At 70.3% G+C, this 18,014-nt stretch carries 15 protein-coding genes; 2 read left to right on the forward strand and 13 right to left on the reverse strand.

Annotation, left to right across the window (positions count from 1 at the left end):
* Positions 1-103: 103 nt before the first annotated feature.
* A complete protein-coding gene (locus AB0D53_RS11840; protein ID WP_362443711.1) occupies positions 104-2,419 on the forward strand; it encodes a glycoside hydrolase family 95-like protein in 2,316 nt (771 codons plus the stop codon).
* Positions 2,420-2,432: 13 nt separating this feature from the next.
* Here the strand turns inward: AB0D53_RS11840 and AB0D53_RS11845 are convergent, their stop codons facing one another.
* Genes AB0D53_RS11845 through AB0D53_RS11860 form a run of 4 tightly spaced genes read right to left on the reverse strand, consistent with a single transcriptional unit; the run spans position 2,433 to position 5,329 of the window.
* Positions 2,433-2,915: a GNAT family N-acetyltransferase gene (locus AB0D53_RS11845; protein ID WP_362443714.1), complete on the reverse strand. Its 483-nt coding sequence runs from the start codon at positions 2,913-2,915 to the stop codon at positions 2,433-2,435.
* On the reverse strand, positions 2,912-3,853 hold the full coding sequence (locus AB0D53_RS11850; RefSeq protein WP_362443717.1) for an RluA family pseudouridine synthase: 942 nt from the start codon (positions 3,851-3,853) through the stop codon (positions 2,912-2,914). The genes AB0D53_RS11845 and AB0D53_RS11850 overlap by 4 nt, the downstream gene beginning before the upstream one ends.
* 23 nt (positions 3,854-3,876) lie before the next feature.
* Positions 3,877-4,479: a signal peptidase II gene (gene lspA / locus AB0D53_RS11855; protein WP_362443720.1), complete on the reverse strand. Its 603-nt coding sequence runs from the start codon at positions 4,477-4,479 to the stop codon at positions 3,877-3,879.
* Between the two features lie 58 nt (positions 4,480-4,537).
* A complete protein-coding gene (locus AB0D53_RS11860; protein ID WP_362443723.1) occupies positions 4,538-5,329 on the reverse strand; it encodes a TraR/DksA family transcriptional regulator in 792 nt (263 codons plus the stop codon).
* Between the two features lie 567 nt (positions 5,330-5,896).
* On the opposite strand from AB0D53_RS11860, the gene ileS reads away from it, so the two are divergent.
* On the forward strand, positions 5,897-9,046 hold the full coding sequence (gene ileS / locus AB0D53_RS11865) for an isoleucine--tRNA ligase (protein ID WP_362443726.1): 3,150 nt from the start codon (positions 5,897-5,899) through the stop codon (positions 9,044-9,046).
* A gap of 324 nt (positions 9,047-9,370) precedes the next feature.
* On the opposite strand, the gene AB0D53_RS11870 is transcribed toward ileS, so the two are convergent.
* The 9 genes from AB0D53_RS11870 to ftsW form a co-directional block, all read right to left on the reverse strand.
* Positions 9,371-10,504 carry a DivIVA domain-containing protein gene (locus tag AB0D53_RS11870; RefSeq protein ID WP_362443729.1) on the reverse strand — a complete coding sequence of 378 codons (1,134 nt, stop codon included), beginning with the start codon at positions 10,502-10,504 and terminating at the stop codon, positions 9,371-9,373.
* A 49-nt stretch (positions 10,505-10,553) separates the two neighbouring features.
* A complete protein-coding gene (locus AB0D53_RS11875) occupies positions 10,554-10,838 on the reverse strand; it encodes a YggT family protein (RefSeq protein WP_072483208.1) in 285 nt (94 codons plus the stop codon).
* A gap of 70 nt (positions 10,839-10,908) precedes the next feature.
* Positions 10,909-11,520: a cell division protein SepF gene (sepF, locus tag AB0D53_RS11880; RefSeq protein WP_317866304.1), complete on the reverse strand. Its 612-nt coding sequence runs from the start codon at positions 11,518-11,520 to the stop codon at positions 10,909-10,911.
* A 126-nt stretch (positions 11,521-11,646) separates the two neighbouring features.
* Positions 11,647-12,366, reverse strand: coding sequence for a YggS family pyridoxal phosphate-dependent enzyme (locus tag AB0D53_RS11885; protein ID WP_362443732.1), 720 nt, complete (start codon positions 12,364-12,366; stop codon positions 11,647-11,649).
* A 6-nt stretch (positions 12,367-12,372) separates the two neighbouring features.
* Positions 12,373-13,113 (reverse strand): peptidoglycan editing factor PgeF, encoded by a 741-nt coding sequence (gene pgeF / locus AB0D53_RS11890; protein WP_362443735.1) that lies wholly within the window; start codon positions 13,111-13,113, stop codon positions 12,373-12,375.
* Positions 13,110-14,327, reverse strand: a complete 1,218-nt coding sequence (ftsZ, locus tag AB0D53_RS11895; RefSeq protein ID WP_362443738.1) for a cell division protein FtsZ — start codon at positions 14,325-14,327, stop codon at positions 13,110-13,112. Before ftsZ ends, pgeF begins: the two co-directional genes overlap by 4 nt.
* A gap of 277 nt (positions 14,328-14,604) precedes the next feature.
* Positions 14,605-15,399 carry an FtsQ-type POTRA domain-containing protein gene (locus tag AB0D53_RS11900; RefSeq protein WP_362443741.1) on the reverse strand — a complete coding sequence of 265 codons (795 nt, stop codon included), beginning with the start codon at positions 15,397-15,399 and terminating at the stop codon, positions 14,605-14,607.
* Between the two features lie 50 nt (positions 15,400-15,449).
* Positions 15,450-16,544, reverse strand: a complete 1,095-nt coding sequence (gene murG / locus AB0D53_RS11905; RefSeq protein WP_124718176.1) for an undecaprenyldiphospho-muramoylpentapeptide beta-N-acetylglucosaminyltransferase — start codon at positions 16,542-16,544, stop codon at positions 15,450-15,452.
* A 6-nt stretch (positions 16,545-16,550) separates the two neighbouring features.
* On the reverse strand, positions 16,551-18,011 hold the full coding sequence (gene ftsW / locus AB0D53_RS11910) for a putative lipid II flippase FtsW (RefSeq protein WP_362443744.1): 1,461 nt from the start codon (positions 18,009-18,011) through the stop codon (positions 16,551-16,553).
* Positions 18,012-18,014 lie beyond the last annotated feature (3 nt).

The raw sequence follows: 18,014 nt of genomic DNA on the forward strand, positions 1-18,014 counted from the left end.
CGGTCGACCCTCTTCCGCTGCCCCCTCGGGGCGGGCAGTATGCGGCGTGCGTGATTCAGGGACAGGAACTCTCACCACATACATGACTGGCAGGAGAGACCACGTGACCCCGTTCTCCCGAAGGCATTTCGTCTCCACGGCCGCTGCCGGAACGTCCGCGCTCTGGATGTCCGGCTCCCCCGTCTCATGGGCGGCGGCCGGCCCCGCACCGGCAAAGCACCCGGGCGGCGACATCCACGAGAAGACCGTCCGCGACGCCGCCATGACCTGGCGCACGCTCCCCGCCGACTGGCAGCAGGCCCCGTTCCTCGCCAATGGCGACCTCGGCGCCCAGCTGTACGCCGGAAAGACCGCGAACACCCTGAAGCTGATGATCAGTCACAGCCGGGTGCAGGACCAGCGCGGCCAGTGGCGCGGCGGCATCGGCTTCTCCCGCCTCCCCATCGGGTACTTCACCCTGACCCTCGCCGGGGAGATCACCGCCGTCGACTGGACCCTGGACCTGTACGACGCCGAGCTGCGCGGCACCGTCACCACCACCCGGGGCTCGCTGGCCTTCTCCGCCCTCGTCCAGAACGACACCGGCGCCCTGCTGGTCTCCACCCGCCCCACCACCGGGGAGGAGTCCGCGGCCTGGTCCTTCCAGTGGCTGCGAGCCGCCACCACCCGTACCAGCGGCAGACCCGAGGAGTACACGCCCAATCCGGATCCCCGGACCGGTGACGGCTTCGTCGAGCAGCCGCTGCTCGCGGGCGGCGGCTGGACCACCGCCTGGCGCGAACGGCGCGAGGGCACCGCCCGGCTGCTCGCCGCACACCTCGTGTACCGCTTCCCCGGCCGGGTGTCCGAGGCGACGGCCGACGCACTGCGGGCCGTGGACCGCACCCTGGCCACCGGCCCGGAGCGGCTGGTGGACCGCCACCGCCGCTGGTGGCACGCGTACTACCGGCGCAGCTTCCTCTCAGTTCCGGACAAGCGGCTGCAGAGCTTCTACCTCATCCAGCTCTACAAGCTCGCCGCGGCGACCAGGGCCGACGGCCCGACGATCTCCGAGTGGGGCCCGTGGTTCCCCGAGGTCGGCAACAACTGGACCGCGGTCTGGTGGAACCTCAACGTCCAGATCGGCATGGCCCCCGTCCACGGCTCCAACCACCCCGAACTCGACTCGGTGACGGGCGCCTTCCGCCGCTTCGAGCACAACCTCCCCGCCTCGGTCCCGGCCGACTACCGCGACGGCGAGAGCTACGCGCTGGGCCACCCCTCCGACTGGCAGCTGCGCGCGGGCGACACCTACGACGTCGGCGCCCCCGGCTCGTCCCGCATCTCCGACAACTTCGGCAACCTCACGTGGGCGCTGCACCACGTCTGGCAGTCCTACCTGCACTCGATGGACCTGTCCGTGCTGCGCGACGTGGTCCACCCGATCCTCGCGAAGGCCGTCAACTTCTACGCGCACTTCCTGTACGAGGGCCCGGACGGCCGGCTGCACCTGCCAAGGACGCGCTCCCCCGAGTACGCCGACGCCGTGGACTGCACCTATGACCTCTCGCTGATCCGCTGGGGCGTGCGCACCCTGATCGCGTCGGCGAAACTCCTCCGGAACAACGATCCGCGGCTGGGGCGCTGGCAGGACATCGAACGGCGCCTGGCCCCGTACGCCGAGGACCCGGCGGCCGGCGTCATGATCGGCAGGGATGTCCCGCTCGCCGACTCGCACCGGCACCACTCGCACCTGCTCTGGCTGTACCCGATGCGTGAACGGAGCTGGGACCGGCCCGGGGACCGCGGGGTGATGCGGCGCTCGATGGACCACTGGGTCTCCATGCAGCAGCTGTGGCACGGCTACAGCTACGCCACCGCCTCGTCCATGTACGCGGTGATGGACGAGCCGGAGAAGGCCCTGGACTTCCTGACCTTCTTCACCGACCTCAACGTGGTCGCGGACTGCCGGATGACGGTCAACACGATGTACCGGGAGGGCAGGAACCTCGCCCTGGAGAGCCCGCTGTCGGCCGCCCAGTCGATGCTCGACATGGTGGTGCAGGGCCACGAGGGGGTGGTGAAGGTCTTCCCGTCCGTCTCGGAGCGCTGGGCCGACGCATCGGTCGCGTCGCTGCGCACCCAGGGCGCCTTCCTGGTGGACGCGGACCGCTCGGACGGCGCGACGCGCTGGGTACGGGTGCGCAGCGAGGCGGGCGCACCGCTGACCCTGGACCACTCGATCAAGGGCCGGATCGAGGTACGGGACGTGCACGGGCGCCCGCTGCGCTGGCGGGAGACGGGACCGGGCCGGATCGCTCTCGCCCTGCCGCGCGGCGGTACGGCGGTGGTCACCCCGCGCGGTTCACGCCGGCCGCGGACGGACCCGCGCGATGTGCCGTCGAACGGCACATGGACCCGGTGGGGCCTGCCGGAGTAGACCGGTGCCGGTCTCAGTCCCGCAGGGTGCGGCGCATCGCCCGGTGGGGCATGCCCGCGTCCGGGAACTCGGGGCCGTACGCCACATAGCCGAGGCGCTCGTAGAAGCCCAGCGCATGGGTCTGGGCGTGCAGGTCGACGGCGGCCAGGCCCAGCTCACGGGCCGCGACCTCGATGGCCCGGACCAGCGCCGCACCGACGCCGAGGCCACGTGCCTCCTTGGTCACCGCGAGCCTGCCGAGCGAGCCGACGGCCGGATCGCCGCCGGTCCTGGCCGCGGCGGCCGGGCCGTGCAGCAGCCGCCCGGTGCCGAGCGGCGAGCCGTCCGCCGCAACGGCGACGACATGCAGGGCGACCGCGTCGTACTCGTCGTACTCGATCTCCTCGGGCACGTCCTGCTCACCGACGAAGACGTCCTTGCGGACCAGGAAGCAGGCCGCGAGGTCCTGCTCGCCGACGGCGGTACGCGTGGTGTACGGGGCGGGTGTGCCGGTCATTCGCTCTCCGCCGCGATCCTGTCCAGGGCCTGCTGGAGGTCGTCCGGGTAGCCGCTGGCGAACTCCACCCAGCTGCCGTCGGACGGGTGCTCGAAGCCGAGCCGGACGGCGTGCAGCCACTGCCGGGTCAGGCCGAGGCGCTTGGCCATCGTCGGGTCGGCACCGTAGGTGAGGTCACCGACGCAGGGGTGGCGGTGGGCCGACATGTGCACCCGGATCTGGTGCGTACGGCCGGTCTCCAGCTTGATGTCCAGGAGGCTGGCGGAGCGGTAGGCCTCGATGAGGTCGTAGTGCGTCACGGAGGGCTTGCCCTCGGCCGTGACGGCCCACTTGTAGTCGTGGTTGGGGTGGCGCCCGATGGGGGCGTCGATGGTGCCGCTCATCGGGTCCGGGTGGCCCTGCACCAGCGCGTTGTACTTCTTCTCGACGACCCGGTCGCGGAACTGCGCCTTCAGCAGCGTGTAGGCGCGCTCGGACTTGGCGACGACCATCAGGCCGGAGGTGCCGACGTCGAGGCGGTGGACGATGCCCTGGCGCTCGGCGGCACCGGACGTCGAGATCCGGTACCCGGCGGCGGCGAGCCCCCCGATGACGGTCGTGCCGGTCCAGCCGGGGCTCGGGTGGGCGGCGACCCCGACCGGCTTCACGATCACGACGATGTCGTCGTCGTCGTGCACGATCTCCATGCCCTCGACGGGCTCGGCGACGATCTGCACCGGAGCGGGAGCCTGCGGCATCTCCACTTCCAGCCAGGCACCGCCCTGGACCCGCTCGGACTTCCCGACCACCGAGCCGTCCACCTGCACCTTCCCGGCGGCCGCCAGCTCGGCGGCCTTGGTGCGGGAGAAACCGAACATCCGGGAGATGGCGGCGTCGACACGCTCGCCCTCCAGACCGTCGGGTACGGGCAGGGTGCGGACCTCGGGATACGTACTCACCGTTCGAGTATGCCTTGCGGCCGCTAGTCCTTGTGCACGGTGCCGTCGGGGTCCAGACCCTTGAAGGAGAGGATCACGATCAGGATGCCGCCGCAGACGATCGCGGAGTCGGCGAGGTTGAAAACGGCGAAGTGCGCGGGGGCGATGAAGTCCACCACCGCGCCCTGGAAGGTGCCGGGTGCGCGGAAGATCCGGTCGGTGAGGTTGCCCAGCGCACCGCCGAGCAGCAGACCGAGCGCGATGGCCCACGGCAGGCTGTAGAGCTTGCGCGCGAGCCTGGCGATCACGACGATGACGGTCGCCGCGATGCACGTGAAGATGATGGTGAACGCCTCACCGATACCGAAGGCGGCACCGGCGTTGCGGATCGCGCTGAGCTGCAGCCAGTCACCGATGAGCTCGATCGGCTCGTGGTGCTCCAGCTTCGCGACCACGATCATCTTGCTGATCAGGTCGAGAAGATAGGCGAACACGGCCACGACGAAGAGCACCATGAGCTTCCGTCTGCCCCGGCTCGGAGCCGTCTCCGCGCTCCGGTCGTCGGCCCGGTCCGCGGCCTCGTCCCCTTCGGTCCCCCCCGTATCGGGGATGTCCGGCGTATCGATGGTGCGCTCCGCCTCTGCCACGTGAATCCCTCAACCTAGGTTCCTGACTGAGGACGAGGGTACGGCACACCCTTCGGGATCAACCGCGTCGCTCCTGCTTCTGTTTGTCCTCGACACAGAGCGTGGCGCGGGGGAACGCCTGCATCCGCGCCTTGCCGATCGGATTGCCGCAGATCTCGCAGAGTCCGTACGTCCCGGCGTCGAGCCGGGCCAGGGCCCGCTCGGTCTGGTCCAGCATCTCCCTGGCGTTGGCGGCGAGCGACATCTCGTGCTCGCGGGTGATGTTCTTGGTGCCGGTGTCCGCCTCGTCGTCACCCGCGCCGTCGCCGGAGTCACGCATCAGCCCGGCGAGCGCGGCGCTCGCGGCCTCCAGCTCACTGCGCAGCCGCATGGCCTCGCTGCTCAGCTCGGTCCGCGCCTCGGCGACCTCCTCCGGGGTCCAGGGGTCCTCGCCCGGCCGGACCGCCAGTTCGCCGGGGGCTGTCGTGGCGACGGCGCCGCCCAGGGGCACGGGCGACACGCCCGTGTCCGCCGTGCGGGTCCGGGCCGCGCTCTTCTTGGCTACCACCGTGTGGGCTCCCGTCTTCTCGGCGGCCTCGGCCGCCCCCTGGGCCGCGGACGCGACCTTCTTCGCAGCCTTCTTGGCCGCGGTCTTCTTCGCAGCCGCCTTCTTGGCCGGCGTCCCGTGCCCGGCGGACGCCGTCTTCCCGGCCGCGGCCTTCTTCGCCGCAGACTTCTTCGCGGCGGTCTTCTTCACCGCGGCCTTCGCCGCACCGGCCTCCGGGACGGTCTCCGTGCCCGCGTCGCCGTCCGGCGCGCCCGTGGATCCGGGCGACGCCTCGTTCTCTGCGGCGGTCTTCTTCGCCACCATGGCCGCGGCCCCTTCACATATTGTGATCTTGCACGCGAATCGTGCTGGGACGATAAATCGACCCCAGCGCCGCGGCAACGGGGCACGCCGCCGAATCGGTCCTCCCCGCGCCCGGACAACGGCCTGCCTGCCTCCGTTGTGCCCAGCTCGCCGCCGGGTAATCCGCCTCCCGGCGCGCCGCCCGGACCCCGTAACCCGTCGTCTGCCCATTCGGGTCACGCCCCGCCCCGCGGGTTAAACCGGTCGGCCGTCCCCCGTACGGGCCCGTACACTGGCCCCAGCGAGAGGCGTGGATGGGACGAGTAGCGTCGTACGCAGCCAGGAGCGACCCGGGGACGGTGGAAGCCCGGGGGCGAGCGCGTCGTGAAGATCACCCGGAGCCGTCGGAAGAAAGCCTTGGACCGTGGGTTCCGCCCACGGGCGCAGGGCGAGTAGAACCGGCATCGCGACCCCAATGAGGGGGTCACGGGCACGCGCCCGGGGCCAAGGAGGGTGGTACCGCGGGAGCCGATGAGGCCCTCGTCCCTCCGACGGAAGTGGAATACGTCCGCCGGAGGAAGTCCGCCCATGACATCGCCGCAGTACCACCAGGTACCCGCCCAGGTCGACCTGCCCGCGCTGGAGCACGCCGTGCTCGATTTCTGGCGCGACAGCAAGGTCTTCGCCAAGAGCCTCGAACAGTCCGAGGGCCGCCCCGAGTGGGTCTTCTACGAGGGCCCGCCCACCGCCAACGGCATGCCCGGCGCCCACCACATCGAGGCCCGCGTCTTCAAGGACGTCTTCCCCCGCTTCCGGACCATGCAGGGCTACCACGTCGGCCGCAAGGCCGGCTGGGACTGCCACGGGCTGCCGGTCGAGCTCGCGGTCGAGAAGGAGCTGGGCTTCAACGGCAAGAAGGACATCGAGGCGTACGGCATCGCCGAGTTCAACGCCAGGTGCCGTGAGTCCGTGACCCGCCACACGGACGCGTTCACCGAGCTCACGACCCGCATGGGTTACTGGGTCGACCTCGACGACGCGTACCGCACGATGGACCCCGAGTACGTCGAGTCGGTGTGGTGGTCGCTGAAGGAGATCTTCGACAAGGGCCTGCTGGTCCAGGACCACCGCGTCGCCCCCTGGTGCCCCCGCTGCGGCACCGGCCTCTCCGACCACGAGCTGGCGCAGGGGTACGAGACGGTCGTCGACCCCTCGGTGTTCGTCCGCTTCCCCCTCACGTCCGGCCCGCTGGCCGGCGAGGCGTCCCTCCTCGTCTGGACGACCACCCCCTGGACCCTCGTCTCCAACACCGCCGTCGCCGCGCACCCCGACGTCAGCTACGTCGTCGCGACGAACGGCGAGGAGAAGCTCGTCGTCGCGCAGCCTCTCGTCGAGAAGGCCCTGGGCGAGGGCTGGGAGACCACCGGCGAGACCTTCACCGGCCGCGAGATGGAGCGCTGGACCTATGAGCGTCCCTTCACCCTGGTGGACTTCCCCGCCGAGGCGCACTACGTCGTCAACGCCGAGTACGTGACGACCGAGGACGGTACGGGTCTGGTCCACCAGTCCCCCGCCTTCGGCGCCGACGACCTCCTGGTCTGCAAGGCGTACGGCCTGCCGGTCGTGAACCCGGTCCGCCCCGACGGCACCTTCGAGGAGGACCTGCCGCTGGTCGGCGGCGTCTTCTTCAAGAAGGCCGACGAGACGCTCACCGAGGACCTGGCCGCCCGCGGCAAGCTCTTCCGGCACGTCCCGTACGAGCACAGCTATCCGCACTGCTGGCGCTGCCACACCGCGCTGCTCTACTACGCGCAGCCGTCCTGGTACATCCGCACGACCGCCATCAAGGACCGGCTGCTCCAGGAGAACGAGAAGACCAACTGGTTCCCGGACTCGGTCAAGAACGGCCGCTTCGGCGACTGGCTGAACAACAACGTCGACTGGGCCCTGTCCCGCAACCGCTACTGGGGCACCCCGCTGCCGATCTGGCGCTGCGAGGACGGCCACCTCACCTGCGTCGGCTCCCGCGCCGAGCTCGGCGAGCTCACCGGCGCCGACCTCTCGGGCCTCGACCCGCACCGCCCGTTCATCGACGAGATCACGTTCACCTGCTCGCACGAGAACTGCCAGCTGGAGGCGTACCGCGTCCCCGAGGTCATCGACGCCTGGTACGACTCGGGTTCGATGCCCTTCGCGCAGTGGGGCTATCCGTACAAGAACAAGGAACTCTTCGAGAGCCGCTACCCGGCGCAGTTCATCTCGGAGGCCATCGACCAGACCCGCGGCTGGTTCTACACGCTGATGGCGGTCGGCACCCTGGTCTTCGACAAGTCGTCCTACGAGAACGTGGTCTGCCTGGGCCACATCCTCGCGGAGGACGGCCGCAAGATGTCCAAGCACCTGGGCAACATCCTTCAGCCCATCCCCCTCATGGACCAGCACGGCGCGGACGCGGTGCGCTGGTTCATGGCGGCCGGCGGCTCCCCGTGGGCGGCGCGCCGCGTCGGCCACAACACGATCCAGGAGGTCGTCCGCAAGACCCTCCTGACGTACTGGAACACGGTCGCCTTCCAGGCCCTGTACGCCCGTACGTCCGACTGGGCCCCCTCCGCGGCCGACCCGGCCCCGGCGGACCGCACGGTCCTGGACCGCTGGCTGCTGAGCGAGCTGAACGCGCTGGTGGACCAGGTCACGCAGGCCCTGGAGGGTTACGACACCCAGCGCGCCGGCAAGGTCCTGTCCGCCTTCGTCGACGACCTCTCCAACTGGTACGTACGCCGCTCGCGCCGCCGCTTCTGGCAGGGCGACAAGGCGGCGCTGCGCACCCTGCACGAGGTCATCGAGACGGTGACCCGGCTGATGGCCCCGCTCACCCCGTTCATCACCGAGCGGGTCTGGCAGGACCTGGTCGTTCCGGTCGCGCCGGACGCCCCCGAGTCGGTCCACCTCGCCGGCTGGCCGAAGGCGGACCCGGCGGCGATCGACCCGTCCCTCTCCACACAGATGGCACTGGTGCGCCGCCTGGTCGAGCTGGGCCGCGCCACCCGCGCCGAGTCGGGCGTCAAGACGCGCCAGCCGCTGTCCCGGGCCCTGGTCGCGGCGGCCGGCTTCGAGTCGCTCTCCCCCGAACTGCACGCCCAGATCACCGAGGAGCTGAACGTCTCCTCGCTGGCCTCCCTGTCCGAGGTCGGCGGCTCGCTGGTCGACACGACGGCGAAGGCGAACTTCCGGGCGCTCGGCAAGCGGTTCGGCAAGGGCGTCCAGGCGGTGGCCAAGGCGGTCGCGAACGCCGATGCGGCGGCCCTCTCGCTGGCCCTGCGCGAGGGCACCGCGTCGGTCGAGGTGGACGGCGAGACGGTCACCCTCTCGCCGGACGAGGTGATCATCACCGAGACCCCGCGCGAGGGCTGGTCGGTCGCGTCCGACTCGGGCGCGACGGTCGCCCTGGACCTGGAGATCACCCCGGAGCTGCGGCGCGCGGGCCTCGCCCGTGACGCGATCCGCCTCATCCAGGAGGCCCGCAAGAACAGCGGCCTGGACGTGGCCGACCGCATCGCCGTCCGCTGGACGTCGGCCTCCCCCGCCACGGTGGAGGCCCTGACCGAACACGCCTCCCTGATCGCGGACGAGGTCCTCGCCCTGGACTACGCCCACGGCGAGGCGGACCCCACGTACGGCGCGCCGTTCGAGGACGAGGGCCTGTCCCTGACGTTCCGCCTCCGCAAGACGGAGCAGTAACCCGCGAACACCAGGAGGGCCCGGCCGGACACCAGTCCGGCCGGGCCCTCCCGCTGTTTCCCCGGTGTCCCGGCGCCGCGATTCCTGCGCCTCCCGCCCTCACCGTCCCAACCCGCCGGCCGCCCCCTTCAGCCCGCCCGGCTTCCCCTTCAGCCCCTCGTGCGGTCGAGGAGCGGGGCCCGGGGCAGAGCCCCGGTCCCGGGAAGGGGCGGGTGGCAGAACAGTCCCCGCGCCGCACACCGCAAAAGGGCCGGGCCCCGGGGAAATCCCCGGGGCCCGGCCCTCAGCCTGCCGACGGCTACGCGCTCACCGCGCGCACCCGGCTCAGTTGTCGTCCTCGTCGATCAGGAACCCGCGCATCGGCGAAGGAGCCTGCTGCATCGGCTGCGGCGCCTGCGGCCGCACCGGCGCCATCGGCTGGGTCATCGCCGGCGACATCTGCTGCTGACCACCGTACGAGGGCCCACCGCCCATGGACGGGGCGCCGCCCATCGGCTGGTTGCCGTGGTTGCCGCCCATGGTGTGGCCCATGGCACCCGCACCGGCCGGAGCCAGCGAGGGCGACGGCGGCAGCGAGGCGGTCGCGGGAGTCCGCGGCGGAGCCAGCGAGTCGTCCGCCTGGGTCTCCAGCTGACGCAGCTGGCTCTCCAGGTAGGACTTCAGACGGGTCCGGTACTCACGCTCGAAGCCACGCAGATCCTCGACCTTGCGCTCCAGCGTCGCGCGGGCCGACTCCAGCGAGCCCATCGCCACGCGGTGCTTCTCCTGCGCGTCCCGCTCCAGGGCGTCCGCCTTGGCACGGGCGTCGCGCTCCAGGCCCTCGGCGCGGCTGCGCGCCTCGCCGACGATCTTGTTGGCCTCGGAACGGGCCTCCGCGATCGCCTGGTCGGCGGTCTGCTGCGCGAGCGAGAGGACACGGGCGGCGCTGTCGCCACCGGGGCCCTGACCGGGCTGCTGCATCTGCGGCTGCTGCATCTGCTGCATCTGCTGCTGCGGGGCGTGACCACCCATGGGGCCGCCCATCGGGCCACCCATGGGACCGCCCTGCATCGGGCCGGGGCCGTGCGGGCCCTGCGGACCGGGGCCGTGCGGGCCCTGGGGACCAGGACCGTGACCGCTGGGACCGGCGGGCAGCTGCGGAGCACCACCGGGCAGCTGGGGGGGACCCATCTGCGGGGGCTGCTGCTGGACCGGCGGACCCGATATGGCGGCGGGCACCGGTGCCCCGGGCCGGTCCTGCGGCTCCGGCTTGCGCATGCCCTGCTGCTGCTGGTTCTGCGCGGCGGCACGCGTGGCGGCGGCCAGCTTCGCGCGCAGGTCCTCGTTCTCACGGAGCAGGCGGGTCAGCTCGGACTCGACCTCGTCGAGGAAGGCATCGACCTCGTCCTCGTCATAGCCTTCTCGGAGGCGGACGGTCGTGAACTGCTTGTTCCGCACGTCCTCAGGAGTCAGCGGCATCTCTTCTTCACCTCTACGTAGTCGTCGGCAGTCGGCAAGACCGTATCGCTCACAGCCTGATCACGATGCTGATCAGGATGTAGACGATGATCATCAGAACGAAGAAGGACAGGTCGAGTGCCACGCCCCCGAGACGCAGCGGCGGGATGAATCGCCGCAGAAGCTTGAGCGGTGGATCGGTGACAGTGTAGGTGGCCTCAAGTATGACCACCATCGGCTTGCCGGGCTGCCATGAACGTGCGAACTGGAAGACGTAGTCCATGACCAGCCGGAAGATCAGCACGATGAGGAAACACATCAGCGCGATATAGACAACCTGCAGTGCGACGCCCATTTCGCGCTTCCCTCTCCCCTGGCTCTCTTAGCTCCGGCCTCGCGGCCGGGTTGTTCCCGGTGTCGTGTTCTCAGCTCTGGTTGAAGAATCCGCCCTCAGCGATGCGGGCCTTGTCCTCCGCCGTGACATCGACGTTAGCAGGCGACAACAGGAACACCTTCTGCGTCACGCGTTCAATGCTGCCATGGAGACCGAAGACGAGTCCTGCGGCAAAGTCGACAAGTCGCTTTGCGTCCGTATCGTCCATCTCCGTGAGATTCATGATCACCGGAGTGCCCTCACGGAAGTGTTCCCCGATGGTACGGGCCTCGTTGTAGGTCCTGGGGTGCAGCGTGGTGATGCGGTAGGGCTCCCGCTCGGACACGACCTTGGGCATGATCACCGGTGCGTTCTTCTCCATGTTCGGGCGTTCAGGTGTGATGGATGCCACGGGTGCGATCCGGGCGGGTCGCTCTCTTTCCACCGGGATCTGAACCGGCTCCCGCTGCGCGGGAGGCTGCACCGCTCGTACCGGTTCGTCCCGTTCCCGCTCCACCTGATGCGCGGGCTGGTGCCGCCGCCGGTCGCGCTCGGGCTCCGGCTCGGGTTCGAATTCGTCGTCGGGGTCGAACCCCGGACCGTCGTACCCATCGTCCTCCACGAGGCCGAGGTAGACCGCCATCTTGCGCATCGCGCCGGCCATGCTCTGAGTCCTCCGCTCTGTGGTGGATCGGCATCTGTCACCAAGTGCCCCGCGATCCACTGAGGCCTGCCCGCCATGGGCGGGAATGACCATATTTTCTGCTGTGGTCCGACCTGCTTGGCGACGTTACCCGAGCCCGGGTCGGACTCCGAGTACCGCCGTACCGACGCGCACATGTGTCGCTCCGGCCGCGACCGCGTCCTCGAGGTCCGCGCTCATCCCCGCAGAGACCATGTTCGCAGCCGGATGGTTCCCGCGCAGGCGTGATGAGAATTCCATCAGCCGGTCGAAGGCGGCCCGTTGCCGTCCCGCGTACGGTCCGGCGAGCGGTGCGACAGTCATCAGACCGCCGAGCCGCAGCCCGGGCGCGGCGTCGACCGCGGCGGCCAACTCCTCGATCCCGTCCGGCGCGACGCCGCCCCGGTCACCCCGCTCGCCGCTCTCGGCGTCGAGTGCCACCTGGATGAGGCAGCCGAGTTCGCGCCCCTCGCGCACGGCGGCGGCCGAGAGCGCCGTGACCAGCCTGACCCGGTCCACCGACTGCACGACATCGGCATAACCCGCCACAGAACGAACCTTGTTCGTCTGCAATTGACCGACAAAGTGCCATGTGAGCGACAGATCCGCACATTCGGCCGCTTTGGGTGCCGCGTCCTGGTCACGATTCTCCGCGACATGACGTACACCCAGTTCGTGCAGAATCCGCACATCGCTCGCCGGGTAGGTCTTGGTGACCACGATGAGGGTCACTTCCTCCCGCCCGCGACCGGCGGCGGCACAGGCGGAAACGATGCGTTCCTCCACCCGCGCCAGATTTTCGGCGAGTTGAGCCTTACGGTCCGTCATGCCCTATCAGTCCAACCAGACATATCCGGCGAGCCGCCCGGTGGTGCGGTCGCGGCGGTACGAGAAGTGGTCACTCGATTCAAGGGTGCAGACCGGCGAGGCCTGCCGGTCCACGACCCCGAGTGCTTCGAGCTGGGCATGGACCCCGGCGGTGACGTCCACGGCCGGGGTGCCCCAGCTGGTCTCGGCCCAGGCGGCCGGGACGCTCCGGGCCACTTCGGCGCGCATGTCGGCCGGGACCTCGTAGCAGCGTCCGCAGACCGCCGGCCCGGTGCGGGCGACGATCCGGGAGGTGTCGGCGCCGAGCCCGACCATGGCCTCGACCACGGCGGGGACGACCCCGGCGACCAGGCCCGGACGGCCCGCGTGCGCCGCGGCCGCGATCCCGGCGACCGGGTCGGCGAGCAGTACGGGGGTGCAGTCGGCGGTGAGGACGGCGAGCGGGAGCCCGCGCCGCGCGGTCACCACGGCGTCCACCGCGGGGATCTCCGAGGCGTCCGTCCACGGCCCCTCGACGACCGCGACGTCCCGCCCGTGCACCTGGTTCATCCAGACGACCCGCGCCGGATCCAGGCCACGGGCCCGGGCGGCGCGTTCGCGGTTGGCCAGAACGGCGGCGGGGTCGTCTCCGACCGCGCCGCCGAGGTTGAGCTCCTCGTACGGAGCGGCGCTCACTCCGCCCCACCTGTCGGTGAAGGAGAAGTGGGCGCCGCCCGCCGAGGACCGTGCGTGGTGCTGAGCTATCACTTCAAGAAGTCCGGAACATCCAGCTCTTCGGCCTGCGAGTCCTGGTACGCGGGACGGGCCGGCGGGACGTGCGGCGCGGTGACCGGAGGCAGGTGGCTCTCGCTCGCCACCGGTACGGACTCCGCCTGGGCCGGCGACTCCTCGCGGATGGGCACGGAGCCCAGTCCACCGCCCTGACGCACGGGCTCCGGGGTCCGGGCCGGTGTGGCGGGCTCCTCGCGCTTGGCGGAGTTGGCGCCCAGGACGTTCTCGCGCCGGGCCGGCGGCTGTCCGCCGTCGAAGCCCGCGGCAATCACGGTGACGCGCACCTCGTCGCCCAGCGCGTCGTCGATGACCGCGCCGAAGATGATGTTCGCCTCGGGGTGCGCCGCCTCGCTCACCAGCTGGGCGGCCTCGTTGATCTCGAAGAGACCGAGGTCGCTGCCGCCGGAGATGGAGAGCAGGACACCGCGGGCGCCGTCGATGGACGCCTCCAGGAGCGGCGAGGAGATCGCCATCTCCGCGGCGGCCACCGCGCGGTCGTCGCCACGGGCCGAGCCGATACCCATGAGCGCCGATCCGGCCTCGGACATGACCGACTTGACGTCGGCGAAGTCGAGGTTGATCAGGCCCGGGGTGGTGATGAGGTCGGTGATGCCCTGGACACCCGAGAGCAGCACCTGGTCGGCCGACTTGAAGGCGTCGAGCACGCTGACCTGGCGGTCCGAGATGGACAGCAGCCGGTCGTTGGGGATGACGATGAGGGTGTCGACCTCTTCGCGGAGCTCGGCGATGCCGTCCTCCGCCTGGTTCGCGCGTCGCCGGCCCTCGAAGGTGAACGGGCGGGTGACCACGCCGATCGTCAGGGCGCCGAGCGAGCGCGCGATGTTGGCGACGACGGGTGCGCCGCCGGTGCCTGTGCCGCCGCCTTCTCCGGCGGTGACGAAGACCATGTCGGCCCCCTTGAGGACCTCCTCGATCTCCTCACGGTGGTCCTCTGCCGCCTTGCGACCGACTGCCGGGTTGGCGCCGGCGCCAAGGCCGCGGGTGAGTTCACGGCCGACGTCGAGCTTGACGTCGGCGTCGCTCATCAACAGGGCTTGCGCATCCGTGTTGATCGCGATGAACTCGACGCCCTTGAGACCGACCTCGATCATTCGGTTGATGGCATTGACACCACCGCCGCCGACACCGATGACCTTGATGACTGCGAGGTAGTTCTGCGGTGCTGCCACGTCGAAGGCCTCTCGCCTCGAGTTACGTGTCGTCGCTTCGCGGTAGTCCCGCCGCGACGACGGATGCCGATTGGGGCGGTCCGAAACGCCGACCCAAACCCTAACGTTGAAGTTTAGGGTTACCAGTGTGTCTGCTTCATGGACTCTTCCGAACAGGACACTAAGTCGACAAGTGGCGCACGTTCAACGAACACGCCGAACCTCCCGTTTTTCTTTTCACCCTATGTGATCACCCGTAGCGCTGACCAACCAGGGTGCTGGCCAGGCCAAATGTGCGTCAACTGCCCGACGCCGCAGGGGCGGTGGGTGCACTCACGTCGAAGTGTCCCGCTTTGGGTGCGGCTTTCATGAGAGCGGTGAGAACTCTCGCCTTCACCGGACCCCCTTCGCCGCTGCCCCAGATCACCGTGCGCCCCCGGGTGAGTTGCAGGGAGATCGAGTCGTACGAGGTGACCCGTACGACCTCGGTGTCCTTGGCGACAGCACCCGGAAGTCCGCCCGCGACCCGGACCGCTTCCCGCACCAGCCGGTCCTTGCCGAAGCGGCGCAGACCGGCGGACTGATCAGGCTTCAGTTCCAGCAGGGGTACGCGCCGGGGCGATTTGTCCACTGTTGCGAAATGCACGCCTTTCGCGTCCACTTCAATGAACTTTGCGCCCTTTTTCACCAACAGGATCGGCTGTCGTTCCGTCACCTTAAGTCCGATTCCGTGCGGCCATGACCGTACGACATCCACGGAATCGATACGAGGCAACTTCTGGCGCAATCGCGCGGCGATGGCGTCGGTGTCGACGGAGATCAGCGGGGCCCCGATCGGGACCTCCGCGGCGGCCTCCACCTCGGCCGGTGTCAGTACGTCGACACCGGTGGTCCTGACCTGTTCGGCCCGGAGCCAGGACGAGCCGTAGAGCGCCCAGACAATGCCGGAGGCGAGCAGCAGCACCAGCACGCCGCTCACGATCAGCGTTCTGCGACTGGGCAGTCGGCGCCCCTGGGGGCGCGGGCGCGGCGGGCGGGCCGGGGAGTCCTTCCGCTGCCCTGTGCCGCGCTGGACGGTCGTCGGTCCGGCCACGCTCGCTCCTTATGCCGGGTCCGGGGGCACCGCCCCCGGACCCGTCCGCCTCACGCGCCTCGGCGTGCGGCAATCGCCTCGTACACCATGCCGACGAGCAGGTCGTCGGCATCCCGGCGGCCGAACTCGGCGGCGGCGCGGGACATCTCGTACAGCCGGTGCGGATCCGCGAGCACCGGGAGGACGTTGCCCTGCACCCACTCGGGGGTGAGCGCCGCGTCGTCCACCAGCAGACCACCGCCGGCATTGACCACCGGCTGGGCGTTGAGCCGCTGTTCGCCGTTGCCGATGGGCAGCGGGACGTAGGCGGCGGGGAGCCCGACGGCGGAGAGTTCGGCGACGGTCATCGCGCCTGCACGGCAGAGCATCATGTCGGCCGCGGCGTACGCGAGATCCATCCGGTCCACGTACGGTACCGGGATGTAGGGCGGCATACCGGGCATGTTGTCGACGCGCGGCAATTCGTTCTTCGGTCCGACCACGTGCAGGATCTGGATGCCGGAGCGCTGCAGCAGCGGAGCGACCCGCTGGACCACCTCGTTGAGGTGACGGGCGCCCTGCGAGCCGCCGGAGACCAGCAGCGTCGGCAGGTTGGGGTCGAGACCGAAGGCGGCACGCGCCTCGGGACGGACCCGGGCCCGGTCCAGGGTGGCGATGGTACGGCGCAGCGGGATGCCGATGTAGCGGGCACCGCGCAGCTTGCTGTCGGGGGTGGAGACGGCGACGCCGTGGGCGTACCGCGAGCCGATCTTGTTGGCCAGGCCGGGGCGGGCGTTGGCCTCATGGACGACGATCGGCACACCGGCCCGCTTGGCGGCGAGGTAGCCGGGCAGGGCGACGTAGCCGCCGAAGCCGACGACGCAGTCCGCCTTGGTGCGTTCCAGGATCTGCTCGGCGGCCTTGATGGTGCCGCGCAGCCGTCCCGGGACGGTGATCAGCTCCGGGGTGGGCTTGCGCGGCAGCGGCACGGCCGGGATCAGGGCGAGTTCGTACCCCCGCTCGGGTACGAGCCTGGTCTCGAGTCCGCGCTCCGTGCCGAGGGCAGTGATTCCCACGGTCGGGTCCTGCCTGCGCAGGGCGTCCGCGAGGGCAAGCGCGGGCTCGATGTGGCCGGCGGTCCCCCCACCGGCGAGTACGACATGCACCGAAATTCACCGCTCTCCGGACGGACGCTTCTTGACGCGCCGTCTCATCGTCTTCCATCTCACCCCGGGCCTCCGCATGGCCAGGGCCGCCTTCGCCGCGGGATCGTCTCGCGCGAACGCGATCAGCAGCCCGACGGCGAACATGGTCGGCAGCAAAGCCGATCCTCCGTAGGAGAACAGCGGGAGCGGGACACCGGCGATCGGCAGCAGGCCGAGCACCGCACCGATGTTGATCACGGCCTGCACCGTGATCCAGGTGGTCACACCTCCCGCGGCGTACCTCACGAAGGGGTCCTCCGTGCGTCCGGCCACGCGGATACCCGCATAGCCTAGAGCCGCGAAGAGGGCGAGTACCGACAGCGTCCCCGCCAACCCCAGTTCCTCCCCGGTGATGGCGAAGATGAAGTCGGTGTGCGGTTCAGGTAGTTGGCCCCATTTTTCCACACTCGCACCGAGCCCGGAACCGAACCATCCGCCGGACGCCAGAGCATAGATCCCGTGCACCGCCTGCCAGCAGGAGTCCCCCGGTCCGGGCTCGCTGGCGCCGATGCAGGCGAGCCTGGACATCCGGTTCGGACTGGTCTTGATCAGTACGAAGGCGATCAGCGCGGCGAAGCCCAGCACCCCTCCGAAGAGCCGGGTGGGCGCCCCGGCCAGCCAGAGCAGTCCGAACAGGATCGCGGTGAGAATGATCGCAGTTCCCATGTCGCCGCCGAGCATGATCAGCCCGAGGAGCATGAAGGCGACGGGGACGAGCGGGACGAGCAGGTGTTTCCACTGCGTCAGCAGTCGCTTGTCCTGTTTGCGGGCGAGCAGGTCCGCGCCCCACAACACCAGGGCGAGCTTGCCGAATTCGCTGGGCTGGAGCTGGAAGGGGCCGCCCAGGTAGAGCCAGTTCTGGTTGCCGTTGACCGACATCCCTATCCCCGGCACCTGGACCAGCACCATCAGGAAGACGGTTCCCATGAGCAGCGGGTAGGCGAACGCCCGGTGCAGTTTGGCGGGCATCCGGGCGGCGAGCGCCATCAGTCCGGCACCGATGACGGCGGCGAGGAACTGCTTGCGGAAGAAGTAGGTACCTGGTTTGTCCAGCTCCAGGGCCTTGATCATCGAGGCGGAGTAGACCATCACGAGGCCGAGCACGGTGATCAGCAGGCCGGCGCCCAGGATCAGGTAGTAGGCGGTCAGAGGGCGGTCCCAGGCCCGGCGCACCCGCTCGTGGATCCGCCGCACGCCACCGCGGGGCGAGCGGGGAGCACGGGGGCCGCCGGCCAGGCGTCCCTTGGAGCGCGGCGCCGTCGGGCGCCGGGAGCCGGTGGCCGCACGGACCCGCAGGACGGGGCCGAGCGCCGCAGGGGCGCCCGCTCCCGCTCCCGCGAGCAGGGGCGGGGCGATGGCCCGGCTGATCGCCGCGGTGGCCCGTGAGCGGTCCCCACGGGGCCCGGCAGAGCTCTCTTCGGCCGGCATTGT

Source organism: Streptomyces sp. NPDC048295, from assembly GCF_040652135.1.
GTDB lineage: Bacteria > Actinomycetota > Actinomycetes > Streptomycetales > Streptomycetaceae > Streptomyces.

What these genes read in the sequence shown, in the direction of transcription:
- AB0D53_RS11845 (WP_362443714.1), bottom strand. Translation starts at nt 2,915, where the DNA reads ATGACCGGCACACCCGCCCCGTACACCACGCGTACCGCCGTCGGCGAG.
- AB0D53_RS11860 (WP_362443723.1), bottom strand. Translation starts at nt 5,329, where the DNA reads ATGGTGGCGAAGAAGACCGCCGCAGAGAACGAGGCGTCGCCCGGATCC.
- ileS (WP_362443726.1), top strand. Translation starts at nt 5,897, where the DNA reads ATGACATCGCCGCAGTACCACCAGGTACCCGCCCAGGTCGACCTGCCC.
- AB0D53_RS11870 (WP_362443729.1), bottom strand. Translation starts at nt 10,504, where the DNA reads ATGCCGCTGACTCCTGAGGACGTGCGGAACAAGCAGTTCACGACCGTC.
- AB0D53_RS11875 (WP_072483208.1), bottom strand. Translation starts at nt 10,838, where the DNA reads ATGGGCGTCGCACTGCAGGTTGTCTATATCGCGCTGATGTGTTTCCTC.
- sepF (WP_317866304.1), bottom strand. Translation starts at nt 11,520, where the DNA reads ATGGCCGGCGCGATGCGCAAGATGGCGGTCTACCTCGGCCTCGTGGAG.
- AB0D53_RS11885 (WP_362443732.1), bottom strand. Translation starts at nt 12,366, where the DNA reads ATGACGGACCGTAAGGCTCAACTCGCCGAAAATCTGGCGCGGGTGGAG.
- ftsW (WP_362443744.1), bottom strand. Translation starts at nt 18,011, where the DNA reads ATGCCGGCCGAAGAGAGCTCTGCCGGGCCCCGTGGGGACCGCTCACGG.